The organism is Streptomyces curacoi (assembly GCF_001513975.1).
In the GTDB taxonomy this organism is placed as follows: Bacteria; Actinomycetota; Actinomycetes; order Streptomycetales; family Streptomycetaceae; genus Streptomyces; species Streptomyces curacoi.
In genome coordinates this window covers 671,090-696,967 of record NZ_KQ947987.1, presented here as the reverse complement: position 1 = coordinate 696,967, position 25,878 = coordinate 671,090, and the positions used below count along the sequence as shown (strand labels likewise).

Genomic DNA, 25,878 nt, shown 5'->3' with positions numbered 1-25,878 from the left:
ACCAGAAAGCAGACCGTGTTCAGACCACGTTTGCGCGGGGACAGGCAGCGCACCGGCCGACAGCCGGTGCTCACCGCCCTCGGCGTGCTCGTCGCACTGACCGCGACGACGGTGACGCCCTCCGCGGTCGCCGCGGCGGCCACCCCACCCGTCCCCGACTCGGCCGACACCAAGGTCAGCCGTGTCCACCCCATCACCGGCCAGGGCGCCAAGAAGGCCCGCGAGCGGGTCGCCCGCGAGAAGAAGGCCAACCAGCGCCTGATCGCCTCGGCCCGAGCGGAACGCCGCGCCTCCTGGCCGAAGGCCGGCACCGCCCATGACTCGCTCACCGAGACAGTCAGCGGCACCATCGTGGACGTCTCCGCCGTCACCGCGTCCGCCCCCGACCGGAAGACGGCCAAGGGCAGGACCGCTGAGAACGAGACCATCCGGGAGAGGACGACCGGAAGCAGGCAGCGCGCCTCCGGCAAGGCGACCGTCCGGGTCCTCGACCAGAAGGCCGCCGAGCGGGCCGGAGTCACCGGTGTGCTGTTCACCGTGGGCACGAGCGAGCCGGGCACCGCCCAAGTCACCGTGGACTACGGCTCGTTCGCCTCCGCCGTGGGTGGCGACTGGGCGAGCCGGCTGGGCCTGGTACGGCTCCCGGCATGTGCCCTGACCACCCCCGAGAAGCCCAAGTGCCGCACCACCACCCCGGTGGACTCCACCAACAACGCCAAGGCGGAGACCGTGACGGCGAAGACGCCCGTCGCCCCGCGCTCCGCGCCTACGGTCATGGCCCTGGCCGCCGACACCACCACGTCCACAGCCGGTGGCGGTGACCTCGCGGCGACCCCGCTGGCCCCCTCCTCGACCTGGCAGGCCGGTGAGTCCTCTGGCTCGTTCGGCTGGTCGTACCCGATCACCCTGCCCCCGGCCCCGGCCGGCCCCGTGCCGCCGCTGACGCTGGCGTACGACTCCGGGTCCATCGACGGCCGTACCGCCAACACCAACAACCAGGGCTCCCTGGTCGGTGAAGGATTCTCCCTGACGGAGTCCTACGTCGAGCGTAAGTACGGCAGCTGCGAGGACGACGGTCAGGCCGACAAGAACGACCAGTGCTGGAAGTACGAGAACGCCTCACTGGTGCTCAACGGAGTCTCCAACGAACTCGTCAAGGACGACACCAGCGGCACCTGGCGGCTGGCCAACGACGACGCCTCCCAGGTCTTCCACGAGGTCGGCGCCGACAACAGCGACGACGGCGACGACATCGTTGACGGCAAGGGCGACGGCAAGGGCGAGTACTGGCGCGTCGTCACCGGTGACGGCACCACGTACACCTTCGGCCGCAACAAACTGCCCGGCGCCGACACCGAGCGCACCAACTCCACCTGGACCGTGCCCGTCTTCGGCGACGACAGCGGCGAACCCGGGTACGGCTCCGGCACCGGATTCTCGGGCCGCGCCAAGACCCAGGCATGGCGTTGGAACCTCGACCTCGTCCAGGACGTCCACGGCAACGCGGCGACCTACTGGTACGCCAAGGAGACCAACCACTACGCCAAGAACGGCGACAAGACGAAGCTCGCGTCGTACACCCGCGGCGGCCACCCGACCGAGATCCGATACGGGCAGCGCGCGGACGCGCTGTTCTCCGGGGTTACCTCCGCCAAGGTGACGTTCTCCTACAAGGAGCGCTGCACGGCCTCCTCGTGCGCCTCGCTGACCAAGGACACCGCGACCAACTGGCCGGATGTCCCGTTCGACTCGATCTGCGCGTCCGACGCGACGGACTGCCTCTCCACCGGCCCGTCGTTCTTCACACGCAAGCGGCTCAGCGCCGTCGAGACCCAGGTGTGGTCCACGGCGGCCGAGCCGGATGCCTTCAAGCCGGTGGACTCCTACGCCCTCGACCAGGAGTTCTTCGACGGGCAGGACATCGGCAACAGCTCCGACCAGGTCCTCACCCTCACCTCGCTGAAACGGACCGGTCTCAACGGCACGGCCGTCTCCCTGCCGCAGGTGGGCTTCACCTACCAGCAGCGGCCCAACCGCGTCGCGGGCGGCACCCAGCCCGGCGGCGCAAACATCCTTCCGCTGACCCGGCCCCGTATCTCCACCATCACCTCGGAGACCGGCGCCGTCACGACCGTAGCGCTCTCCGACCCCGAGTGCGTGCGCGGCAGCAACATGCCGGCCGCGCAGGACAAGAACACCCTGTCCTGCTACCCCGTGTTCTGGCCGATCAACGGCGGCGAGCCGGCGCTGGACTGGTTCCACAAGTACCGGGTCACCGCGGTCAACACCTCCGATCCCGCGGGCAAGAACCCGGCCGTCGAGTACGCCTACGAGTACGACACCCCGGCCTGGCACTACAACGACGACCCCTTCACCAAGGAGAAGGAGCGCACCTGGTCGGTGTGGCGTGGCTACCAGAAGGTCACCGCGTGGACCGGTGAGAAGGGCGCCACCCGCTCCCGGACCGTGAAGTCGTTCATGCAGGGCATGCACGGCGACAAGCAGTCGGACGGCACCACGCGCACCGCGAGCGTAGAGCCGATCGCGTTGCCGGGCGGCGTCACCCTGTCGGCCGCGACCGACTCCGACCAGTACGCGGGCCAACTGCGCCAGCAGATCACCTACGACGGCGCCACACCGATCTCGTTCACGATCAACAACTTCTGGTCCAAGCAGACCGCCAGCCAGCAGAAGTCGTACGCGAACACGAAGGCGTACTACGTACGCACGGCCCGCACCTACGAGCGCACCTGGCTGACGGCCACCCAGAAGTGGCGCACCGCCGCCACCTCGTACACGTACGACGACACGTACGGCATGACCACCCGCACCGAGAACCACGGCGACTGGTCGGTGACGGGCGACGAGACCTGCACCCGCACCTGGTACGCCCGCAACGCCGACAAGGGCCTGACCTCGCTCGTCTCCCGCACCCGTACGGTGGCCAAGGAGTGCGCGGCCACCGACGACAAGCTGTCGCTGCCGAAGAACGCCGACACGCGCGGGGACGTGCTCTCCGACGCCGCGACCGTGTACGACAACACGTCGGCGACCGCCTGGACGGCCGACCAGACCCCGACGCTCGGCCTGCCCACGTGGACCGGCCACCCCATCGCTTACCCAGCGGCGAGCGGCACCGCCGACCGCAACCCCGGCACGGGCTCCTGGCAGACCGTCACCGCCACGACGTTCGACACGGCCACCGCCAAGCTGGGCAGGCCCCTCAAGGTGGTCGACGCGGCGGGCAACGCCACCAGCACGGCCTACTTCCCGGCCTCTGGTGGCCCGGTCAACAGCGTCGTCGTCACCTACCCGAAGCTCGCGTCGAACGGCCAGAGCCACAAGTCGTACACCTACTTCGACCCGGCACGTGGCACGGTCACCCACACCCTCGACACCAACCTCAAGCGCACCGAGCACACCCGGGACGCCCTCGGCCGGCTCACCGCCACCTGGCTGCCGAACCGGTCCAAGGGCGGCGGCGACAGCCCCAGCGCGAAGTACGGTTACGGCATCAGCCAGACCAAGGCGTCCTGGAACTCCGTCGCCAAGCTCTCGGCCGACGGCACCACCTACCGCACCTCGTACGCCCTGTACGACTCGCTGCTGCGCCCGATCCAGTCCCAGACCCCGGCCGCGGCCGGCGGCGGCCGGGTTCTCAGCGACACCCGGTACGACTCCCGCGGACTGGCCGTCATCACTCAGAACGACGCCTACGACAACACCACCGCGCCCAACGGCGAGTACACCGGAGTGGAGTACGCGCAGTCGCCGAAGCAGAACGACACCGTGTACGACGGCGCCGGTCGCGCCGTGAAGACCACGCTGTCCTCGTGGGGTGTCAAGAAGTGGGACACGACCACCGCGTACACCGGTGACTCGGTGGCGACCAGCGCTCTGGAGGGCGGCACGGCGTCGCGTGTGATCACCGACGTGCTGGGCCGGACGAAGGAGACCCGCACCTACGCGGGCCCGAACCCGAACGACACGCAGTACGGCGCCGCACAGGGCACCTCGTACACCAAGGTCGCGTTCACCTACACCCCGGACGGCAAGCAGGAGACCGTCACCGGCCCCGACGGTTCCGTCTGGTCGTACACCTACGACCTGGCAGGCCGGCAGGCCACCGCGACCGACCCGGACAAGGGCACGACCACCACCAAGTACACCGTGCTCGACCAGGTCGATCACACCAAGGACGCCAAGGGCCAGTTCCTCTACTACGGCTACGACGAGCTCGGGCGCAAGACCGGCCTGTGGCACACCGGCCGTACGGACGCCAGCAAACTCGCCGCGTGGACGTACGACAGCCTGCTGAAGGGCCACGTCGACCAGTCCATCCGCTACGAGAACGGCGTCGGCCAGCCCAACAGCAAGGCATACGTCAAGGCGGTCACCGCCTATGACGGCATGAACCGGCCGACCGCCACCACGCTGACCCTGCCGGACACCGACCCCCTGGTCACCTCGGGCGCCGTCGCGGCGACCACCACGTTCGGCACGGCGTACCGGCTCGACGGCACCGTCAACAACACCAAGGAGCCGGCGGTCGGCGGGCTGTCCGCCGAGACGGTCGAAACGCTGTACAACGACGCGGGGCTGCCCGTTAAGCAGTCCGGCATCAGCGGCTATCTGCTGGGCGTGGACTACTCCGCGCTCGGCCAGGTGCACCAGTACCAGCTCGGCACCTCGGCCTCGGCGAAGCGGCTCTTCATCTCGCGTACGTACGAGGCGGGCACCGGCCGGCTGCTGACGTCGTCCACCGACGACCAGACCCGTGGCCCGGTCCAGGATCTGCAGTACCGCTACGACCAGACCGGCAACGTGACGTCGATCTCCGACCACGCGGACACCGGTTCCGGCACCGACCACCAGTGCTTCGCCTACGACGGCCAGAAGCGGCTGACCCAGGCGTGGACACCGAAGACGGCCGACTGCTCCACCTCCGGTCGCACGGTGGCCAACCTCGGCGGCGCGGCCCCGTACTGGAACAGCTACACGTACACGGCATCGGGGCAGCGACAGACGGAGACCCGCAACACGGCGACCCCGAGCCCCGTCACGACGACGTACTGCTACGACCAGGCCCGCAAGCACGCCCTGAAGTCGACTACGACGTCCGCCACGTGCGACCCGGCAGCGGCCCAGTACACCTATGACGAGGCGGGCAACACGCAGACCCGCGCCGAGTCCGTCGGGTCCACGACCAAGCAGTCCCTGCTCTGGAACCCGGAAGGCAGGCTCGCCAAGCTCACCGAGGGGAGCACCGCCACCGACTACCTCTACGACGCCGACGGCGCCCTCCTCATCCGCCGCGACGGCGCGTCGAACGGCGAGACCGTCCTGTACCTCGGGGCCACCGAGGTCCACCTCAAGGGCACCAAGAAGTGGGCGAATCGCTATTACACGGTGGCCGGAGCCGCCATCGCGTTGCGTACCAACGCGACCGGCACGGAGAAGCTCCAGTTCCTCTCCGGCGATCACCACGCCACCAGCACGGTCGCGGTCAGCGCCGACAGCACGCAGACGCTGAGCAAGCGGTACACGACGCCGTTCGGCACGGCCCGCGGCAGCGCCGTGGGCACCTGGCCCGACGACAAGGGGTTCCTCGGCAAAAGCGTCGACAGCGGCACCGGCCTCACCCAGGTCGGCGCCCGCGAGTACGACGCCTCCACGGGGCAGTTCCTGAGCGTCGACCCGCTGCTGATGCCGGACCAGCACCAGTCCCTCAACGGCTACGGCTACGCCAACAACAACCCCACCACTCTCAGCGACCCCTCCGGGCTCGGCGTGCCCGAGTGCCACACCGGCGAGATCTCCTGCACGGGTGGCATCCCGGACACCAAGGAGGAGCGCGAGCGGAAGGGGTGGAAGCCGAGGAAGACCGGCGGCACCTCCACCGTCTACAACCAGGGCCGCTCGGGCAAGGCCCCGGCCGGAGCCCCGCGCTACAGCCGCTACCTGGAGCAGATCCTCTTCACCAACGCGGACATCGCGGCCAAGCTCCGCAAGGAGCGCGTGAACCAGATCCTCGACGGCAAGTGGGACCTCACCAACTACATCGAGGAAGCGGTGGAGGACGTCGAGGAGCAGACCTGCCACCGGGGTGCCCGCGACGGCTGCGGCGCGTACAACCTCGCCAAGGACCTCATGGAGATGTTCGGCCCGGACCGCGACGAGGCCGAGGAAATCATGGAGCGGATCGACGAGTCGTGGAAGCGGAAGAACAAGCAGGGCGAGAGCGGCTTCGCCTTCGATGACGACGCGGAGTTCCAGATCGCCCTGACGCTCGCCATTCACGGTCATGAGGTGATGTCGCGCAATGACGACCAGTTGGCCCCGCACGCGGGGGATGCCTGGGTCGACGACAAGCGCGCGGAATTCAAGGCGATGACCAGTCACCGGAGTGATGGACTTCGCAAGCACCTACAAAAGGCCGATGAAAAGCAGAAGGTCGACATGGCGATCGTGGACCTCCGGCCGGGCGGCATGAGCGAAGACGCCGCGGAGGACGGCATCAGACAGTTCAAGAGAGGAGCCGAGGGAAATGTACAGAGAATCATCATCTTCGGCCGGGACTACATGATCGACGAGGAGCTGTAGCGTAGTGCACGCTCGGGGGCATGCCACATTTCACGGCATGCCCCCGAGCGGAATACAGGAAGTGGAGAATACTCGTGGGAAAGTTCGAGCCGCATGGCGCCAGGAAGGACTTCGAACTCAGAGTCGGAGTCGCGGAGGGCACTTGGGACCGCAAGAGCTTCGCCGACCGACTGTGGAGTGATGTCGCCCGAATTATGGAGGTCCCCGCCGATCGAAATCCGGGGGTGCCGAACGAATACGGCGGCTACCAGTACTGGTTCGAGAACGAGGACCTGAGCGTCGACCTGTACGTGGAGGAACCGGAGCCGGACGACGGTTTCTTCGGGCAGGTACCGGCGATGCTCATGGCCCGGTCCCGGTCCGAGACCGAGAACTGGGAGATGGCGGAGAAGCTGTACGAGCGGCTCGTCCGGCTGGGCAGGTACCGCGTGGTCGCTTTCGCGGACAACGGCATGCCCATCGACGCCAACTTCGACATCGGCGACGACTGGTGACCCTCCGACCACCAAAAGCCCGGCACGCCCCGCGCCGCACGTTGGCGTCGTGTGCGGCGAATCTGTTCGCCCCGACGCTGGCCAGGCGGCATCATCTGCGGGTCAGGCCCAGCTCCCCCGCGCGTACTCCGGCCTGGAAACGTGAGGCCGCCTCGAGGGTGGCGAGCAGTTCAGCGACCCGGCGGCGGTAGGTGCGCAGCGACATGCCCAGGTCCCGTGCGGCTGCCTCGTCGGTGGCACCGGAGCCGAGGGCGCGCAGGACCCTGGCGGTCTGGTCGTCGAAGCGGGGCCGGGTCGAGTCGAGGACGGTGGTCAGGTCGGCTGCGCTTTCCCAGGCGGCCTCGAACAGCGCATAGGTTCCGCCGATGAGGGCCGGCGAGGCACTCATGGTGTAGGTGCGCGGGCCGTGGGCGGCCGGGTCGGTGAGGATCATGGTCCGCCGGTCGATGATGACGGTTCCCTGCGGAAGCGGGGCGGTGGCGATCCGTACCTGGAAGCCATGGGCGGCCATCTCCCGCAGCGCCTCTCGGTCGCGCTCGTCGGCGAGAACCGCGGGGCTGTACAGCTTCCGGCCGCGAACTGCTCCACCCCGACGTATCTGCAGGCGGGGCGGTTCGGCCGGCGGGGGTGAGACGGAACGTGCTGCCGCGCCGGTCGGCGTCGAGGGCCCGCTTCCCGGGGGATCCTCAGCCGCCGGTGGCGGCAACGTCGATGCCGGCGTCACTCGTGCGGGCGGTGGCCGCGAGGACCGCCCGTGCCGCGCGCTCCCCGGCGGCGAGGGCGCCCTCGATGTGTCCGGCGTGGTCGGTGGCCGTCTCGGTGGACGCCCAGTGCAGTCGGCCGTCGAGGGCCGGCCGCTGATAGAGGGGGTGGCCGAAGAGGGAGTAGTCGGCGAGGTGGTGCACCGTCAACGGGGCGGTCCACGGCTCGGCGCTCCAGTTCTGCACATGCAGGGCCTCGGGAGTGGCCGCCGCCGGACCGAAGAGCTGCGCGAGCTGGGCGGTGACGGCCCTGTCGAAGCCGGGACCGACGAGGCAGCGGCCGCCCTGGCCGGCCGCGGAAAGGCCGTCGGCCTCGCGGCCGACCTGACCGACCCCGCGGCCGTCGACCGCCTGCGCGAGATCCTCACCGAGCAGCACGCCGACGCCACGCTCCTCGTCAACGCGGCCGGCGTCTTCTCCCCGAAGCCGTTCCTGGAGCACACGCCGGAGGACTACGACCGCTACCAGGCCATCAACCGGGCCTTCTTCCTCCTCACCCAGACGATCGTCGGCAACATGATCGACCGCGGCGCACAGGGTGCCGTGGTCAACATCGGCTCCATGTGGGCGCATCAGGCCGTCGCCGCCACGCCCTCGTCGGCGTACTCGATGGCCAAGGCCGGCCTGCACTCGTTCACCCAGCACCTCGCGATGGAACTGGCTCCGCACGGCATCCGTGTCAACGCGGTCGCCCCCGCCGTCGTGCGCACCCCGATCTACGAGGAGTTCATCCCCAAGGCGGACGTCGACTCCGCACTCGACGGCTTCAACGCCTTCCACCCTCTCGGCCGCACCGGCACCCCCGACGACGTCGCCGCCACCGTCGCCTTCCTCCTGTCGAGCCGGACCGACTGGGTCACCGGCGCCATCTGGGACGTCGACGGCGGAGTCATGGCGGGGCGCAACTGAGCAGACCTGGTTAATTGCTCGTGGACGTGCAAGTATCGTGTCGCCCTCACCCGCCCCCCCAGAGGTCCGACATGACCGACCCGCACGTCACAAGCGGCGGTGGCCGCCGTCAGACACAGCTCACCCGGGCCCGCATCCTCGCAGCGGCGAGACAGCAGCTCGGCCGCGATCCCGACAGCAGCCTCAGCGACATCGCGGAGGCGGCCGGCGTGGTGCGCCGTACCGTGTACGACCACTTCGCCGGCCGGTCGGTCCTGGTCGAAGGGCTCGTCGCGGATGCCGGGGAGGCGTTGCGCCGGGCGCTGGCAGCCGTGGCGATCCCCGATGCCGACACCGACACCGATGCCGATGCCATCTCGGCGCTGGCGCGCTTCGTTCTGGCGCTGTGGCCCGTCGGCGACCGCTGTCGCACACTGCTGAGACTGTCGCCGCAGGACCTCGGGGCGGAGCGCGCGCACGACATCCTCGGCCCCGCCCGCGACACGGCGGCGGCGATCATCGAGCGGGGGCAGCGGCAGGGCGTCTTCCACACCAGCGTCCCGCCCGAGCCGCTCAGCCGCGCCCTCGAACGGCTGCTGCTGGCACTCCTGGAGTGCGTGAACGCCGGGACCTGGAGCGACGACGGCACACGCGCCGCGACCGCCGCGCTGATCGCGGTGGGGGTGGACGGCGACAGAGCCGCCGCGCAGGTGCACGGGCTCGGCCGCCCCTCACTCGTCGAAGCCCGGTGACCCCGCACCCCATGGAGCACTCGCGGGACTCAAGGTCTCCGGCAGGCGCCGATCCGCCGGTCGTCAGTCGAGGTCGGGCAGCGCGCGCCGGGCGACGTCCCGGGCGTCCTGCGGCGGAACCCCCAGCATGCGCAGCAGCATCTCGGCCAGGTTCGCCGCGGCCTCGTCGCCGTCGAGTTCGGGCCGCGCGAACCGCAGCTCCAGCAGTGCCAGGAGGGAGCCCCCGAGGGCGGTCAGCGCGGCCACCGGGTCGGCGATGGCGAAGCGGCCGGAGGCGACGCCGATCTCCAGGTCGCGCAGAGCGCGCGGAGCCAGGCCCGAATCCGAGTGGATGTGGCCGAGTCCGCGGTGGCGCAGCACCTGCATCAGCTCGGGGTGGGAGTCCGCCATACGCGCGCTGAGCCGGAAGCCGGCCGCGACGAGTTCGGCGGGGTCGTCGATGCCGCCGAGCCGCTCGTCGAAGGTCTGACCGAACTCTTCGAGGGCGTCCTGCACCGCCGCGTCGAACAGCTCCGCCTTCGACTCGAAGTGGTTGTAGAAGGAGCCGAAGCCGACGTCCGCGCGTTCCGCGATCACCTGGATGCTGGCGCTGGTGTCCCCGGTCTCGGCGAGGATCTGCCGGGCGGCGCGGACGAGCGCCAGACGCGTCTCGGCACGGCGCCGTTCGAATCGGTTCCGGGGCGGGGCTGACGTCGACATGGGCGCGAGTCTAACAACGGGCACCCCAGACCCACAGTTCTGATGAATTCATCATCTCAGCTTGGATCAGGTATTGACGATCGAAGAATCAAAGCTGATGATTTCATCATTACTGCTGCGTTGCTTGGAGGACACCATGTCCACAACGGCCCATCAGGACCTGCACAGTGAGCAGGGCGCCCTGCGCGGCGAACATCCTGGACGCTCCCGGAACCCCGTGATCAAGGTGGCCGACCTGGCCTGGCTGGAGTTCGAGAAGCCCGACCTGGACCGGGCCGAGGTCTTCGCCCGTGACTTCGGGTTCGCGATCGCCGCCCGGAGCGAGGGCGCGCTGTGGCTGCGGGGCACCTTCGCCGGCTCGCCCTGCATGGTCCTCCGGCGCGGGCGCGCCTCCCGGTTCATCGGTCCGGCGTTCCGCGCGGCCGAGCGGGCCGACCTGGACCGGCTCGCCCGGGCGACGGGGACCGCCGTACGGGACGCGGACGTGCCCGGCGGCGGCAAGGCGGTCGACCTGCTCGACCCCTCCGGCTTCCCCGTGCGCGTGGTGCACTGCGGCGAGGAACTGCCGGCGCTGCCCGAGCAGCGGCCGCTGCTCCTCAACTCCGGCACAGGTCACCGTCGTACGAACGCCACTCAGCGCCCGCCGCGCGAGCCGTCCCGCATCCAGCGGCTGGGGCATGTGGTGCTGGAGACAAGGGTGTTCGCCCGGGCTCTGGACTGGTACCTGGACACCCTCGGGATGATCGTCTCCGACTTCCTGTTCCTGGACGGGCAGCGGGAGCGGGGCCCGACGATGGCGTTCATCCGCTGCGACCAGGGCGGCCGGGCGGTGGACCACCACACGCTGGCCATGCACCTCGGTCCGGGCAACGGCTACGTCCACTCCGCCTACCAGGTCACCGACCTGGACTCGATCGCGGCCGGCGGCGAGTACCTCAAGGAGCGCGGCTACCGGCGCAGTTGGGGCATCGGGCGGCACATCCAGGGCAGTCAGCTCTTCGACTACTGGCGCGACCCCGACCACTTCATGCTGGAGCACTTCGCCGACGGCGACCTGTTCTCCTGTGACGTCGAGCCCGGCTGGGCGCCCATGTCGACCAGCGGCCTCGCCCAGTGGGGGCCGCCGGTCACCCGCGACTTCCTCGGCGCCGGCCCCTCCCCGCAGCGGGTCCGCGACGTCATCCAGGCCCTGCGCGGCGACAACGAGCTGGACCCGGCGCGGCTGCTGGGCCTGCTCAAGGCCGCGAGCTCCTGACCCCCCGACTCCCCCGCTCCCCCGCTCCTCCCTCACGAAGGCAATGACATGAGCATCAACGTCCTGCGCCCCGCCGACGGCTGGTGGGTTGTCCTCGGCGACCATGCCGTCCCCGTCGGCACCAAAGCCACCACCACCGCGGAGCTCCTCGCCGACCGGGCGGCCGTACGTCAGGCGGCGCTCTCGGCTGAGCCGGGCACACCGGTCGCCGACCTGGTGGCGCTCTCCCCGGTCACCGCGCCCTGCCGGGTGGTGGCCCAGATGGTCAACTACCGCAGCCACGCCCGCGATTCGGGCTTCACCGGCGACATCCCGCCCGCCTTCTTCCGCAAGGCCTCCGGCTCCATCAGCGGCCCGGGCGAGGCCGTCGTCCGGCCGTCGTTCGTGAGGTTCCTCGACTACGAGATCGAGCTCGGCCTGGTCATGGGGGCGCCGCTGCCCATCGGCACGGTGATCGAGGAGCGGGACCTGCCGTCGTACGTCGCCGGGCTCGTCATCACCAACGACGTCAGCGCCCGTGAGATCCAGCTGACCAAGACGCAGTTCTACGAGAGCAAGTCGTACCCGACCTTCACGCCCACCGGGCCCCACCTGGCCCTGCTGGAGCCGGAGGACTTCGCCCATCTCCCGGACCTGCGGCTGCGGTTGTCGGTCAACGGCGAGCTGCGCCAAGACCGCACGCTCGCCGACATGATCGTCCGTCCGGCGCAGGCGCTCACCCTGCTGGCCCGCTTCCAGACCCTCGACCCCGGCGACCTGCTCCTCACCGGCACCCCGGGCGGCACCGCCCTCAAGGCCCCGCCGAAGCCGGTCGAGAAGATCGCTTCGCTCCTGCCGCCGGCCGCCAAGTGGAAGGCGTTCTTCAAGAGCCAGGCGAAGAACCCGCGCTACCTGCGGCACGGCGATGTGGTGACCGCCACCATCGCCACCCCGGACGGGCGCATCGACCTCGGCCGACAGCGCACTCCCGTGACCGACGCGAACCGGCCGACATGAACCGATCGACGCGAACCGACCGACGCGAACCGACCGATGGGAACCGACAGATGCGAACTGACCTATGCGAACTGACCGATGCGCAGCGCGACCCGAAGTGAGCCGCACATGACCGTCGACCAGGCCGCCCGGCCACAGGGCACCGCGATGCCCAGGCCGGGACACGCCCCCGTCGTGATCATCGGAGCCGGGCCCGTGGGTGTCACCGCCGCCCTCCTCCTGGCCCGGCGCGGCGTGCGGACCGTCGTCCTCGAACGCCACCGCGACGTCTACCCCCTGCCGCGCGCCGTCGCCACCGACGACGAGGTCCGCCGCATCCTCCAGGCCGCCGGGGTCCAGGAGGAGTTCGCCGCCATCGCCCGCCCCGCGCGGGGGCTACGGCTGCTGGACGCCCGGCACCGGGTGATGGCGCGGTTCCCGCGCGCCGCGCAGGGGGCGCACGGCTTCCCGCAGACCAGCATGTTCGACCAGCCGCAGCTGGAGCGGGTGCTGCGCGACGCCCTGGCCCGCACTCCGGAGTGCGAGCTGCGCGGCGGGGTGGAGGTCGCCGGCGTCGAGCAGGACGGCCACGGCCGGGTCCTGGTGTCCTACCGCGACGACGCGGGCCGACAGTTGCTGCGGGCGGACGCCGTCCTCGGCTGTGACGGCGCCAACAGCCTCACGCGCGACGCCATCGGCGCGGCCTGGGAGGACCTGCGCTTCGAGGAAGACTGGACGGTCATCGACGTGCGCACCAGCCTCCCGGTCCGCTCCTGGGAGGGCGTCGACCAGGTCTGCGACCCGCGCCGGCCGGCCACCTTCATGCGGATCGGCGAGGACCGCTACCGCTGGGAGTTCCGGCTGCCCGAGGGCTCGGAACCGGATCACGAGCGACTGCGCGAGCTGATCGCCCCATGGGTGGACCTCCGGCCCGGCGCCGACTTCGAGGTGGTGCGGAAGGCTCGGTACACCTTCCGCGCGCGGATCGCCGACCGCTGGCGCCGAGGTCGCGTCTTCCTCCTCGGTGACGCCGCCCACCTCACCCCGCCGTTCATCGGACAGGGCCTGTGCGCCGGGCTGCGCGACGCCCACAACCTCAGCTGGAAACTCGCCCGTGTCCTCCGACAGGGCGCCGACGAGCGGCTGTTGGAGACGTACGAGAGCGAGCGCAGGCCGCACGCCCGGCACGTCATCCGCCTCGCCGTCGCCATGGGCTGGGCGATGACCGGCGGCCAGGACGGCGCCGCAGCCGTCCGCCGTGGCCTCCTGGGCGCGGCCGTCCGCATCCCCGGCCTGAGTACGGCGGTCGCCCGCGACCTCGGTCCGGCTCTGGCCGCCGGGCCGCTCGTACGGCGTCGAACCCTTGACGGCGGCAGCGGCCTCATGGGCCGCTTCTGCCCACAGCCGTGGGTGAGCGCCGACGGGCGACGCGCCCGCCTGGACGAACTGCTCGGCGACTCCTTCGCCGTACTGACCGCCGTACCGCTCTCGCCCTCCCTGAGGGCGGTCGCCGACGGCCTCGGGGCCCGGATCCTCCCCGTGTCCGGCCTCGGCGACGACGGCCACCTCGCCGACTGGTTGGGCAGGGGACGGGCGGACGCCGCGCTGCTGCGACCGGACCGGGTCGTGATGGACGTCGTCCCGGCCGGCGGCCGTGACTTCACGGGCACGGCCGACTGGGCGTCCCTGCTGCACACGACACGAAGCCCCTCCCTTTCCCAACGGACCGCCGAGACAAGCCCGTCGAGGAGCACGACGCCATGAACACGCCGTACCCCGCCCCCTTCTTCACGCCCGATCCGGAAGCGGCGGCCGCCGGCCGCATCGCGGACTTCGGCCGCTGGGCGGCCCGGCACCGCGGGGTGGCGGCCGGTGCCGACCACGGCGACTACACGGCCCTGCATCGCTGGTCGGTCACCGACCTGGAGGGGTTCTGGAGCGCGGTGTGGGAGTACTTCGAGATCGACGCGGACACGCCGTACGAGCGGGTGCTGGCGGAGGACAGGATGCCGGGTGCCCGCTGGTTCCCCGGCGCCACCCTGAACTACGCCCACCACGCCCTGCGCCCTCTCACCGACGACGGCGTGGCGATCGTCGCCCTCGACGAGACCGGCTCCGGCTACGAGGTGACCGGCGACCGGCTGCGCGCCCAGGTCGCCTCGGTCGCCGCCACCCTGCGCGAGCTGGGCGTGGCGGCGGGGGACCGGGTGGTGGGCTACCTGCCCAACACGCCGCACGCGATCGTCGCCTTCCTCGCCGCGGCGAGCCTGGGCGCGGTGTGGTCGGTGTGCGGCCAGGACTACGCCCCCCAGGCGGCCGCCGACCGCTTCGCCCAGCTGGAGCCGGCCGTGCTGATCGCCGCCGACGGCTATCTCTTCAACGGCACCGCGCACGACCGCCGCGAGGCCGCCCTCGAACTCGCCCGCGCCCTGCCCTCGTTGAAGGCGACGGTGCTGGTGGACCATGTGGGCCTGCCGTGGCCCTCGCGGGCGTACCCCTCGCTGGTGATCCCGTGGGAGGACGCGGCCACCCGCGCCGAGGAACTCGTCTGTACCGCGGTGCCGTTCGACCACCCGCTGTGGGTCGTCTTCTCGTCCGGCACCACCGGCCTGCCCAAGGGCATCGTGCACGGCCACGGCGGCGCGCTGCTGGAGCACCTCAAGACCCTGGCCCTGCACTCCGACCTCGGCCCCGGCGACCGCCTCCTCTGGTACACCACCACCCACTGGATGATGTGGAACCTGGTCGCCTCCACGCTGCTGACCGGCGCGACCACCTGCACCTACGACGGCAGCCCGGCGCCGCTCACCCGCCCGGACGTCCTGTGGGAGCTGGCGGCCCGGCACCGCGTCACGGTCTTCGGCACCAGTCCGCAGTACCTGCTGGGCATGGCCAAGTTCGGCATCGACCCGTCGGTCCATGACCTGTCCTCGATCCGGGTGATCGGATGCACCGGCTCCGCGCTGCCGGCCTCCGCCTATCCCTGGGTCCGCGACCACGTCGGCGAGCACATCCAGCTCGCCTCTGTCAGCGGCGGTACGGACGTCGTCTCCGGCTTCGCCGGCAGTTCGCCCACGACACCCGTGTGGGCGGGCGAGCTGTCGGCTCCGCATCTGGGTGTGGCGCTGGCCGCCTACGACGAAGAGGGCCGCCCCGTGGTCGACCGGGTCGGCGAGCTCGTGGTGACCCGACCGATGCCGTCCATGCCGCTGTGCTTCTGGAACGACCCGGACGGCAGCCGCTACCACGACGCCTACTTCTCGGCGTACCCGGGCGTGTGGCGCCACGGCGACTGGATCACGGTCACGGGGCACGGCTCGGTGATCGTGCACGGCCGCTCCGACTCCACCCTCAACCGCAACGGCGTACGTCTGGGCAGCGCCGACATCCACGACGTCGTCGAACGCCTTCCCGAGATCACCGAGGCCCTGGTCATCGGCGCCGAGGAACCCGACGGCGGCTACTGGATGCCGCTGTTCGTCGTCACGGCGGCCGATGTGGTTTTGGACGACACCCTGCGCGAGAAGATCAAGGAAGCGATCCGCACCGGCGCGTCCCCCCGCCATGTCCCCGACGAGATCCTCGAAACGCCCGGGATCCCGCACACCCGTACCGGCAAGAAGCTCGAAGTTCCGGTGAAGCGGCTGCTCCAGGGCGCGCCCGTCGAGCAGGTCGTCAATCCCGCCGCGGTGGACGCACCGGAGCTGCTCGACCACTACGCCCGCCTGGGGGCCGACCGTCGCGGTGGGCGAAGCGCCGAGGCGGGTCCGCTCGCCGGCGCTGCCGGATCCGCCCCTGGGACGCCAGCGCGTGAGGTGAGGTGAGGTGAGGTGACCGGGTGACGACGAGGCTGCCGGGGGCGGGCCGACTGGCCTCCCGCGCTACACCATCCGGTGGCTTATGAGCGCCACAGCGTTATTCATATCAGCCGATTTCCTATCCATTCCACTGTCCGGCTCTTGGTGCTGACCAGCCGTCACGAGGCTATGAACCAAGTCGAGGAGAGTGGAGAAACATGACGACATCGCCGAGAAGGCGATCTGTCCTGGCGCCAGCCGCCATGGCTGCCGCGCTCGCCGCAGCCGTGCTGGCGAGCGCCGGAACGGCCCACGCCCAGGACCACACCACCCCACACCCGCCGTACCCGGCCAAGCCTGCCCACCCGGCACACGCGAAGAAGCCGGCGTACCCGGTCCACGCGAAGAAGCCTGACTACCCCGCCAAGCCGGCCTATCCCGCCAAGCCGGCGTACCCGGCTCCTCCCGGCAAGCCCGCGTTCCCGGCGCATCCGAAGAAGCCCGACTACCCGGCGAAGCCGGCGTACCCGGTTCACCCGAAGAAGCCTGACTACCCGGCCAAGCCGGCGTACCCCGCAAAGCCTGCGTACCCGGTCAAGCCTGCGTACCCGAAGAAGCCTGACTACCCGGCCAAGCCGGCGTACCCCGCCAAGCCGGCCTACCCGGTCAAGCCTGCGTACCCGAAGAAGCCTGACTACCCGGCCAAGCCCGCGTACCCAGCTAAGCCCGCGTACCCGGCCAAGCCGGCCTACCCGGCCAAGCCGGCCTACCCGGCCAAGCCTGACTACCCGGCCAAGCCCGCGTACCCCGCCAAGCCCGACTACCCGGCCAAGCCCGCGTACCCAGCTAAGCCCGCGTACCCGGCAAAGCCGGCCTACCCAGCTAAGCCCGCGTACCCCGCCAAGCCTGCGTACCCGGCCAAGCCCGACTACCCGGCCAAGCCCGCGTACCCGGCCAAGCCCGCGTACCCGGCCAAGCCGGCCTACCCAGCTAAGCCCGCGTACCCCGCCAAGCCCGCCAAGCCTGACTACCCGGCCAAACCGGCCTACCCCGCCAAGCCCGCGTACCCGGCCAAGCCCGCCAAGCCTGACTACCCGGCCAAACCGGCCTACCCGGCCAAGCCCGCGTACCCCGCCAAGCCTGACTACCCGGCCAAGCCCGCCTACCCGGCCAAGCCCGCGTACCCCGCCCACCCGAAGAAGCCTGACTACCCGGCACACCCCAAGAAGCCTGACTACCCGGACAAGCCCGCCTATCCGGCGCACCCGAAGAAGCCCGACTACCCCGACAAGCCCGCCTACCCCGCGCACCCGAAGAAGCCCGACTACCCCCACAAGCCCGCCTACCCCGCGCACCCGAAGAAGCCCGACTACCCCGACAAGCCCGCCCACCCGAAGAAGCCGCACCACGAGAAGCACTCGAAGAAGCAGGACTGGTGACGGCGGCAAGCAGCAGCTGATCCGCCGGAGGAGGGCGCAGATCGCCGCGAAGCCGGGCCCGGGTATCCGGGCCCGGCACTTCGCCGTGCGGGTCATGCCGGCCGGCTCATCCATCGGATGGATGAGGCGGATACGGGATTCGGATCGCCCGGAGGATGGCGGCGGGGAAGCCGGACGGCCCATAGTCGTCCCAACCCGCACGCCGCTGTCCGGACCAGCCCGCGCGTGCGGCCGTCCGCAGCATGCCCTGCACCGTCGGCGCCCGTGAACGGCATGCCCGCTCCCGTATCCCGTCCCCTGGAGTCGCCATGCCCGGTTCCGTGTCCCCGACCCCGCCTGCCGCCACGGTCGACGACGACGCTCCGTCACCCGCCGCCGTGTCGGGCCCCGCCCATCTGCTGCGCGTGACTGTGCTGATGGCGGGCAGCTGTCTGCCGATCCTGGGTGCCGTGCTGATCGCGCCGGTGCTGCCGAAGATGCAGGACCACTTCGCCTCCACAGCGGGGGCCAAGGCACTCGTCCCACTGGCGCTGACCGTTCCGGCGCTGTCGCTGGCCCTGCTGGCCCCGTTCGCCGGGGTGATCGTGGACCGGCTGGGACGCAAGCGGCTGCTGATCGCGGCGACCGTCCTGTACGCCGTGTTCGGCACGGCGCCGCTCTGGCTGGACTCACTGGGCGCGATCATCGCCAGCCGCGCCCTGGTCGGCGTCGCCGAGGCCGCCATCATGACCTGCTGCACCACCCTCATCGGCGACTACTACAGCGGTCAGCGGCGGGTGAAGTACCTCGCCCTGCAGACCATGTGCGCCTCCGCGTCGGCCACCGCCTTCTTCGTGCTCGGCGGAGCCGTGGGCGCGGCCAGCTGGAGGATGCCCTTCTGGGTCTACGGCGTGAGTCTGCTCCTCGCCCCGCTGATGGCCTCCGCCCTGCCCAGCCCGGCGGCCCGCACGGCCACCGACGCGATCCCGGCCGAGGCAGCGAGCCGTCAGGCGCGCCGCCCCTTCCCCTGGCGGCAGCTGGCGGGCATCTGTGCGCTCACCTTCTTCGGGGCGATGGTCTTCTACACCGTGCCCGTGGAGATGTCGTACCTGCTCGACGACCTCGGTGTGGCGGACTCCGGTGTGATCGGTCTGGCCACCGCGATCGCGAGTGCCGCCACGGTCGGCGGAGCGGTCGCCTTCGCCCGGCTGAAGCGCTCCCCGGACCCGATGCTGCCCGCCGTCCTCACGGTCTGCGCGGCCGGCTTCGGGGTGATGTTCCTGGCGGGCAACGCCCCGCTGCTGATCGTCGGAGCGGTGATCAACTGCGTGGGCACGGGCATGCTGCTGCCCGCCCTCCTCACCAGCGCCATGTCCCGCCTGGCGTTCGAGGACCGGGGCCGTGGCACGGGGCTGTGGATGGCGGCCTTCTTCGGCGGTGAGTTCGTCTGCCCGCTGGTGCTGCTCGCCGTGGAGTCGGCGGTCGGGTCGCTGGCCGGCGCGGTGGGTGTGCTGGGGCTGGTCGCCGTCCTCGTGGCCGGGGGGCTTCTTGCGGTGCGGCGGCGGGTGGGGGTCGTGGGGTCCCGGTCGGTGCCTGAGCAGGCGGCCTGAGACGCCGTCGCGCCGTTGTGCCGTCGAGCCGTCGCGCCGTTGTGCCGTCATGCCGTCATGCCGTTGTGCCGTAGCGCCGTAGCGCCATTGCCGGGCCGTCACCCTTTGATGGCTCGGTCGCCTGCGGGGCGCCACATGTCGGTGTCGGGAGACCGATCGTGCTCGGCGCTGCGCGCCTCCGCGCGTTCGGTCTCCCGACACCGACGCGCCCCTCCGGCTCCCTCGCGGCCGGTGTCGTCGGGACAGTGACGGTTGGTGGGCACTTGCCGTTGGTGGGCATGTGGCGTTGCCGGTGTCAGGGTTGTTCCGGTACCGGCTCCGTGGGCTGGGTGGTGGGGGTGGTCTCGCCGGTGTCGTTGCTCTGCAGTGTCTCGCCCACCTGTGCCGCCTTCTGGCGTAGCCAGATGTGGGCCGCGTCCTGGGCGTGGAGCGGGTGCCACCACAGGGCCTCCTGGACCGGTACGGCCTCGAAGGGGCAGGGCAGGACGCGTACCGCGGCGGAGCGGACCGCCCTGCGGGCCAGCCGCTCCTGGATCATCGCGATCCGACGGGTGCCCTCGACCATGTGCGGCAGCAGCTGGAAGGTCTGCACGGAGACCTCCACCTGGGGACTGATGCCGAGCATGCTGAGCTGGCGGGCGGCCGGGGCGTCGTAGGGGCGCTGGTAGACCGCCCAGGGCAGCCGGGCCAGCTGGTCCAGGGTGAGTTCGTGGCCGATGTCGGGGTGGTCGTCGGCGACCAGGCACAGCCAGCGGTCGCTGTAGAGGTCCACGGCGGGGAAACCGTCGATGACGCCGTGCGGCATCAGCAGGCCGTCGACGGTGCTGAGCGTGGTCGCGGTGTTCTCCACGACCCCGGGCGCGGGGTGCTGGAAGGTGAGCCGGATGCCGGGCGCCTCGTGGTGCACGGCGCGGGCGAGCGCGGCGCCGAAGACGGCCGCGCCGTAGTCCGAGGCGAGCAGCGTGAACTCGCGGGCCTCGGCGGTCGGGTCGAACTCGGCCTGGCTGGAGAAGACCCGCTCCAGCAGGTCGCAGGCGGTGGCGCTGCGGTCCCGCAACGCGACGCCCAGGGGCGTGAGTTCGTAGCTGTTGCCGGTCCGGGAGAGCAATTCGTCGTCGAAGTGGCGGCGCAGGCGCGACAGCGCCGCGCTCATCGCCGGCTGGCTCAGCCCGACGCGCTCGCCGGCCCGGGTGACGTTGCGCTCCTCCAGCAGGGCGCGCAGGGCGACGACCAGATTGAGGTCGAGTCGGGACAGGTTCACCGGGCACCACCTAGCGAGCGAGAGCCATCCATGTCGTGGATGTGATGCATCCACAAGATTGATTTCCGTGATTCGTCGATGGGGGCCAGAGTAGACCGCAACCCAGCGGGAGGACATCTCATGGCAACACTCGTGCAACCTGCCGGCCCGTTCGCGCTCGGCACGTTCTCCGCTCCGGGCGGGTCCGCGTTCCCCGGTCTCGTGGCCCGGGAGCGGGTGCTGGACCTGCGGCAGGCCATGGCCTGGGAGCCGTCCGACGTGCGCGCCGTGCTGGAGCGGTGGGAGGAGGCCCTCCCCGTCCTGCACACCCTCGCGCACGAGGACGCACTGGAGTGGCAGCCGCTGGCCGGGCTGCGGGTGCACGCCCCGGTGGAGCCCCGGCAGATCTTCCAGTCCGGGGCGAACTACCGGCAGCATGTGATCGACCTGGAGGTCGCCCACCGCTCCCCCGACGACCCGCGCACCGTCGAGGAGGCGCGGGCCGAGATCGCCGCGGTGATGGACCGGCGGGCCGCCGAGGACCTGCCGTACGTGTTCATCGGCCTGCCCACCACCATCGCCGGGCCGTACGACGACGTGGTCCTCCCCGCCTGGGCCGAACAGCCCGACTGGGAGCTGGAGTTGGCGGCGGTGATCGGCCGGCCCGCGTACCGGGTGTCCGTCGAGGAGGCCCTGGAGCACGTCGCCGGGTACACGATCGCCAACGACCTCACCGACCGCGCCACCGTCTTCCGCCGGGACATGAAGGCCATCGGCACCGACTGGCTGCGCTGCAAGAACGCCCCGGGCTTCACCCCGCTCGGCCCGTGGCTCGTCCCGGCCGGGTCGATCGCCGACCCCGGTGATCTGCGGGTCGCCCTCAAGCTCAACGGCGACACCATGCAGGACGAGTCCACCAAGGACATGCTGTTCGGCATCGCCCGGCTGGTGTCGTACATATCCCGGACCGCGCGGCTGCTGCCCGGGGACCTCGTGCTGACCGGCAGCCCGGCCGGCAACGGCATCCACTGGGGGCGGCTGCTGCGCGACGGGGACGTCATGGAGGGGTCGATCACCGGTCTGGGCGTGCAGCGCACCCGCTGTGTCGCGGAGGGGGCCGGCGCATGATCGACCGTACGGACCCCGAGGGCGCGATCGCCGAGGCCGCCAAGGAGTGCTCGAACTGGGGCCGTTGGGGCGAGGACGACGTCCTCGGCACCCTCAACTTCCTCGACGAGGCCAAGCGGCGTGCGGGCGCCGCCCTCGTCCGGCGAGGGGTGAGCTTCTCCCTCTCGCAGCGGTTCGACATGAACGGCCCGCAGAAGGGCTGGCGGCGCCGCACCAACCCGGTGCACACGATGCTCGACACCGGCACGGACGCGGCCCTCGGCAACCAGGGCTTCCCGCACGGGATCGGCGGCGCCGACGACGTGATCGCGATGCCGCTGCAGTGCTCCACCCAGTGGGACGGCCTCGGGCACATCTTCGACCACGGCAAGGCATGGAACGGCCGGGACGCCGAGAAGGTGGTCACCTCCGACGGCGACCTGGTCACCGGCATCGAGCACATGGCGCCGTACGTCGCCGGGCGCGGCGTGCTCCTCGACGTCGGCCGGGTCATCGGCGGTGAGCCCGGTGAACTCCCGGACGGTTTCGCGATCACCGAGGAGCACCTGACCGCGACGGCGGAGGCCCACGGGGTGAGCGTCGGCCGCGGGGACATCGTCGTCGTGCGCACCGGGCAGCTGGCCCGTGTCCGGCGCGACGGCTGGGGCGACTACGCGGGCGGCGCCGCGCCCGGCCTGTCGTTCACCACCGCCGGCTGGCTGCACCGTACCGAGATCGCCGCGATCGCCACCGACACCTGGGGCTTCGAGGTACGGCCCAACGAGTTCGAGAACGCCTTCCAGCCGCTGCACCAGGTCGTCATCCCCAACATGGGTCTGCTCATCGGCGAGATGTGGGACCTGGAGTCGCTCGCCGAGGACTGCGCGGCGGACGGCGTGTACGAGTTCTGGCTGACCGCCGCGCCGCTGCCCATCACCGGGGCCGTCGGTTCCCCCGTCAACCCCGTCGCCGTCAAGTAACCGAAAACCGGCCGCCGGATGCGCGGCACTCCCCGGACAGCGGGCGGTGCATCCGGCGCCCGCACCCCCGCCCCCACCTCCGTCCTCACCCCCGCCCCCACCTCCGTCCTCACCCCTGGCCCGCGCTCCCCGCGGGCGAGCCGCACCCCGCCGCTCGAAGCCGCGCGGCCGAATCTCGGGAGGTATCCCCGACATGGCAGACAGCCCCAACCGCAGAGTCCTCGTCATCGGCGGGGGCACCTCCGGCAACGCCGTCACCGTCCTGCTGCGCCGCGCGGGCCTCCGCGTCGACCTGATCGAGGCCAGGCCCGACTGGAACGCCACCACCGGCTCCGGCATCACCCTCCAGGGCAACGCCCTGCGCGTGCTGCGCGAACTGGGCCTGTGGGAAAGGGTGCGGGCCTCCGGATTCCCCTTCGGCACGCTCGGCATCACCGCCCCCGACGGCACGGTGCTGCACGTCGCCGAGGACATCAGGACCGGCGGCGACGACCTGCCCGCCACGCTCGGCATGCAGCGCCCGCAGCTCCAGCGGATCCTCATCGACGCGGTCCGCGCGTCCGGCGCCACGGTACGCCTGGGCACCACCGCCGAGTCGCTGGAGCAGGACGCCGACGGGGTCCGGGTGCGCCTCAGCGACGGCAGCGAGGGCCGCTACGACCTGGTCGTCGCCGCCGACGGCCTCAACTCCGCCACCCGCGCCGCGATCGGCATCCCCGACACGCCCGAACCGACCGGCATGGGCATCTGGCGCATCGCCGCTCCGCGGCCCGAGGGCGTGGACCGCACCGACCTCGCCTACGGCGGCCCGGCCTATATAGCGGGGTACACCCCCACCAGCGAGGACACCCTCTACGCGTACCTCGTCGAAGGGTGCCGCGACCGCGCCTCCGTCGACGCGGCCGACCACGCCGAGGAGATGCGCCGCCTTGCGCAGGCGTACGGCGGTGCCTGGCCGGAGATCACCAAGCACATCACCGACCCGAAACGGGTCAACTACACCTGGTTCACCCGGATGCTGGTCGAGGGCTCCTGGCACCGCGGCCGGATCGTCCTCGTCGGTGACGCCGCCCACTGCTGCCCGCCCACGCTCGCCCAGGGCGCGGCCATGTCCCTGGAGGACGCCCTCGTGCTCGCCGAGCTGCTCACGAGCGGCCGGGACTGGGACGACGAGCTGTTCCAGAGCTACTACGACCGCCGCATCCCCCGGGTCCGGGCCGTCGTCGAGGCGTCCGTACAGATCGGCCAGTGGCAGCTGGACTGTGTGCGCGACGCCGACGTCCCCGGGCTGATCGGCCGCACGATGAACCTCCTGAAGGAGCTGCCGTGACGGCGCCCACCGTCGACGTGCACGCGCACGTCCTGCTGCCGGAGGTGGAGGAGGCCGTCGCCGGTCACCCCGGCCTCGCCGAGGCGCGGGGGCTGGACGCCCGCCGCAACGGTCCGGCGGCCCTCGCGGTGAACGGCCCCATGGTCGGCGCGCGTCTGCCGGCGCTGACGGACGTCGCCGTGCGCCTGGCGGCCATGGACACGGCCGGGGTGGACGTGCAGCTGGTGAGCCCCTCGCCGGGCCACTACCACTACTGGGCCGACCGACAAATGGCTGGAAAACTCTGCCAGTTGGCCAACGAGGGCACCGCCGCGCACTGCGCCAAGGCCCCCGACCGGCTGCACGGGCTCGGCCTGGTCCCCCTCCAGCATCCCGACCTCGCTCCGGCCCTGCTCGACCACGCGCTGGACCAAGGGCTGAGGGGCGTGGAGATCTCCTCGCACGCCCCGGGGCGGGGCGGAGCCCGGGGGGTCGAGCTCTCCGACCCGAGACTCGCACCCTTCTGGGCCCGCGCGGAGGAGACCGGCGCCCTGGTCTTCCTGCACCCCTTCGGCTGCACCCTCGACGAGCGCCTGGACCAGTGGTACCTGTCCAACACGGTCGGCCAGCCCACCGAGAACGCCGTCGCCCTCTCGCATCTGATCTTCTCCGGCGTCCTGGACCGCCATCCGGGCCTGAAGCTGGTGGCCGCGCACGGCGGCGGCTACCTCCCCACCCACATCGGCCGCTCCGACCACGCCTGGCGGGTCCGCCCCGACGCCCGGGACTGCGCCCGGGAGCCGAGCAGCTATCTGCGGCAGCTGTACTTCGACTCCCTCGTCCACGACCCCGACGTCCTGCGGGAGTTGATCCGCGTCGTCGGCGCCGACCGGGTTCTGCTCGGCTCCGACTTCCCCTTCGACATGGGCACCGACGACCCGCTGGGCGCCCTGCGCGCGGCCGGTCTGCCCGACCACGACTTCCACGCGGTGCGGGGCGGCAACGCCGCCGCCCTGCTGAACCTCGCCTGAGGAGGAACCTCCACATGTCCCACCGTCTGCTCACCCACCTGCGGCACGTCGACCTCGCCGTACCCGACTACGACAAGCAACTCGACTTCTACGCCGGCGTCTGGGGCCTGACCGAGGTCGCCGAGGACTCCGGAATCTCCTTCCTGGCCGCGGAGGGCAGCCCCGAGCAGTACGTCGTACGGCTGCGCAAGGCCGACGAGAAGCGCCTCGACCTGGTCTCCTACGGCGCGGGCAGCGCGGCCGATGTGGACACGCTCGCCGAGCAACTGCTCGCGGGTGGTGTGCAGTTGATCTCCCAGCCGGGGAAGCTCGACACCCCCGGCGGCGGTTACGGCTTCCGCTTCTTCGACGTCGACGGCCGCACCATCGAGGTCTCCGCCGATGTGGTGGCGCGCCGGCACCGTCGTATCGAGGAGAAGGAGGCGATCCCGGTCCGGCTGTCGCACGTGGTGCTCAACTCCCCCGACCTGAACAGGACCCGTGAGTGGTACGAGACCCACCTCGGGTTCCGGCTCTCCGACACGCTCAGCTCGCCGCACATGGGTGAGGTCATGCACTTCATGCGGATCAGCAACCAGCATCACTCCATGGCGCTCGCGAAGGGCCCGCACACCTCCCTGCACCACGTCTCCTTCGAGATGCGCGGCCTGGACGAGTACATGCGCGGCTCGGGCCGGGTGATGCGGGCGGGCTTCCGCAAGATCTGGGGGCCGGGCCGGCACATGGCGGGCGACAACACCTTCACGTACTTCCTCGACCCGCACGGCAACACCGTCGAGTACACCACCGAGCTGGAGGAGCTCGACGAGGACACCTGGCACCCGCACGTCTACGACTTCTCCCAGCCCGAGGTCACCGACCAGTGGGGCACCGCGAACCCGATGAACGAACTCATCGCCAAGGAGTCGTTCAACGACGTCGACCGCGGCGTGTTCGTCGCCCCGCCGGTGTAGGGGCGC

Annotated in this window: 19 protein-coding genes; 15 read left to right on the top strand and 4 right to left on the bottom strand. The window is 71.1% G+C overall.

Annotated elements, in window-relative coordinates; translation table 11 throughout:
- The first annotated feature begins 15 nt into the window (after positions 1–15).
- Positions 16–6,603, top strand: a complete 6,588-nt coding sequence (locus tag AQI70_RS16425) for an RHS repeat-associated core domain-containing protein (protein ID WP_244181660.1) — start codon at positions 16–18, stop codon at positions 6,601–6,603.
- A gap of 74 nt (positions 6,604–6,677) precedes the next feature.
- Complete coding sequence (locus AQI70_RS39190; protein ID WP_159042670.1) at positions 6,678–7,097, top strand: hypothetical protein; 420 nt, start codon at positions 6,678–6,680, stop codon at positions 7,095–7,097.
- Between the two features lie 91 nt (positions 7,098–7,188).
- Here the strand turns inward: AQI70_RS39190 and AQI70_RS37485 are convergent, their stop codons facing one another.
- Positions 7,189–7,608 (bottom strand): hypothetical protein, encoded by a 420-nt coding sequence (locus AQI70_RS37485; RefSeq protein ID WP_244181658.1) that lies wholly within the window; start codon positions 7,606–7,608, stop codon positions 7,189–7,191.
- 175 nt (positions 7,609–7,783) lie between these two features.
- Entirely contained in the window at positions 7,784–8,050 is a 267-nt protein-coding gene (locus tag AQI70_RS16410; RefSeq protein ID WP_244181680.1) for an FAD-dependent oxidoreductase, read from the bottom strand.
- Here AQI70_RS16410 and AQI70_RS16405 point away from each other — a divergent pair.
- Positions 8,045–8,767, top strand: a complete 723-nt coding sequence (locus AQI70_RS16405) for an SDR family NAD(P)-dependent oxidoreductase (RefSeq protein WP_062149839.1) — start codon at positions 8,045–8,047, stop codon at positions 8,765–8,767. The two genes, AQI70_RS16410 and AQI70_RS16405, sit on opposite strands and share 6 nt — an antisense overlap.
- 71 nt (positions 8,768–8,838) lie before the next feature.
- The gene (locus AQI70_RS16400; RefSeq protein WP_062149837.1) at positions 8,839–9,498 is read left to right on the top strand and encodes a TetR/AcrR family transcriptional regulator; all 660 of its coding nucleotides are present in this window, start codon (positions 8,839–8,841) and stop codon (positions 9,496–9,498) included.
- Positions 9,499–9,561: 63 nt separating this feature from the next.
- Here the strand turns inward: AQI70_RS16400 and AQI70_RS16395 are convergent, their stop codons facing one another.
- The gene (locus AQI70_RS16395) at positions 9,562–10,197 is read right to left on the bottom strand and encodes a TetR/AcrR family transcriptional regulator (RefSeq protein ID WP_062149834.1); all 636 of its coding nucleotides are present in this window, start codon (positions 10,195–10,197) and stop codon (positions 9,562–9,564) included.
- A 136-nt stretch (positions 10,198–10,333) separates the two neighbouring features.
- On the opposite strand from AQI70_RS16395, the gene AQI70_RS16390 reads away from it, so the two are divergent.
- The 6 genes from AQI70_RS16390 to AQI70_RS16365 all read left to right on the top strand — a co-directional run bounded on the left by AQI70_RS16390 (position 10,334) and on the right by AQI70_RS16365 (position 19,252).
- Complete coding sequence (locus tag AQI70_RS16390; RefSeq protein WP_107117001.1) at positions 10,334–11,452, top strand: VOC family protein; 1,119 nt, start codon at positions 10,334–10,336, stop codon at positions 11,450–11,452.
- A 48-nt stretch (positions 11,453–11,500) separates the two neighbouring features.
- Positions 11,501–12,448 carry a fumarylacetoacetate hydrolase family protein gene (locus AQI70_RS16385; RefSeq protein ID WP_062149828.1) on the top strand — a complete coding sequence of 316 codons (948 nt, stop codon included), beginning with the start codon at positions 11,501–11,503 and terminating at the stop codon, positions 12,446–12,448.
- Positions 12,449–12,556: 108 nt separating this feature from the next.
- Positions 12,557–14,191: a bifunctional 3-(3-hydroxy-phenyl)propionate/3-hydroxycinnamic acid hydroxylase MhpA gene (gene mhpA / locus AQI70_RS16380; protein ID WP_062149825.1), complete on the top strand. Its 1,635-nt coding sequence runs from the start codon at positions 12,557–12,559 to the stop codon at positions 14,189–14,191.
- Positions 14,188–16,251 (top strand): acetoacetate--CoA ligase, encoded by a 2,064-nt coding sequence (locus tag AQI70_RS16375; RefSeq protein ID WP_079051317.1) that lies wholly within the window; start codon positions 14,188–14,190, stop codon positions 16,249–16,251. Before mhpA ends, AQI70_RS16375 begins: the two co-directional genes overlap by 4 nt.
- 236 nt (positions 16,252–16,487) lie before the next feature.
- Positions 16,488–17,663, top strand: coding sequence for a hypothetical protein (locus AQI70_RS39185; RefSeq protein ID WP_062149821.1), 1,176 nt, complete (start codon positions 16,488–16,490; stop codon positions 17,661–17,663).
- Between the two features lie 308 nt (positions 17,664–17,971).
- On the top strand, positions 17,972–19,252 hold the full coding sequence (locus AQI70_RS16365) for an MFS transporter (RefSeq protein WP_062149818.1): 1,281 nt from the start codon (positions 17,972–17,974) through the stop codon (positions 19,250–19,252).
- A 295-nt stretch (positions 19,253–19,547) separates the two neighbouring features.
- Here the strand turns inward: AQI70_RS16365 and AQI70_RS16360 are convergent, their stop codons facing one another.
- Entirely contained in the window at positions 19,548–20,513 is a 966-nt protein-coding gene (locus AQI70_RS16360) for a LysR family transcriptional regulator (RefSeq protein WP_062149815.1), read from the bottom strand.
- 120 nt (positions 20,514–20,633) lie between these two features.
- Between AQI70_RS16360 and AQI70_RS16355 the strand changes: the two genes are divergently transcribed.
- The 5 genes from AQI70_RS16355 (at position 20,634) to AQI70_RS16335 (ending at position 25,872) form a co-directional block, all read left to right on the top strand.
- Complete coding sequence (locus AQI70_RS16355) at positions 20,634–21,620, top strand: fumarylacetoacetate hydrolase family protein (RefSeq protein ID WP_062149812.1); 987 nt, start codon at positions 20,634–20,636, stop codon at positions 21,618–21,620.
- On the top strand, positions 21,617–22,579 hold the full coding sequence (locus AQI70_RS16350) for a cyclase family protein (protein WP_062149809.1): 963 nt from the start codon (positions 21,617–21,619) through the stop codon (positions 22,577–22,579). Before AQI70_RS16355 ends, AQI70_RS16350 begins: the two co-directional genes overlap by 4 nt.
- A gap of 193 nt (positions 22,580–22,772) precedes the next feature.
- On the top strand, positions 22,773–23,909 hold the full coding sequence (locus AQI70_RS16345; RefSeq protein WP_062149807.1) for an FAD-dependent oxidoreductase: 1,137 nt from the start codon (positions 22,773–22,775) through the stop codon (positions 23,907–23,909).
- Positions 23,906–24,919 carry an amidohydrolase family protein gene (locus AQI70_RS16340; protein WP_062149804.1) on the top strand — a complete coding sequence of 338 codons (1,014 nt, stop codon included), beginning with the start codon at positions 23,906–23,908 and terminating at the stop codon, positions 24,917–24,919. The genes AQI70_RS16345 and AQI70_RS16340 overlap by 4 nt, the downstream gene beginning before the upstream one ends.
- A gap of 14 nt (positions 24,920–24,933) precedes the next feature.
- A complete protein-coding gene (locus AQI70_RS16335) occupies positions 24,934–25,872 on the top strand; it encodes a VOC family protein (protein WP_062149802.1) in 939 nt (312 codons plus the stop codon).
- Positions 25,873–25,878 lie beyond the last annotated feature (6 nt).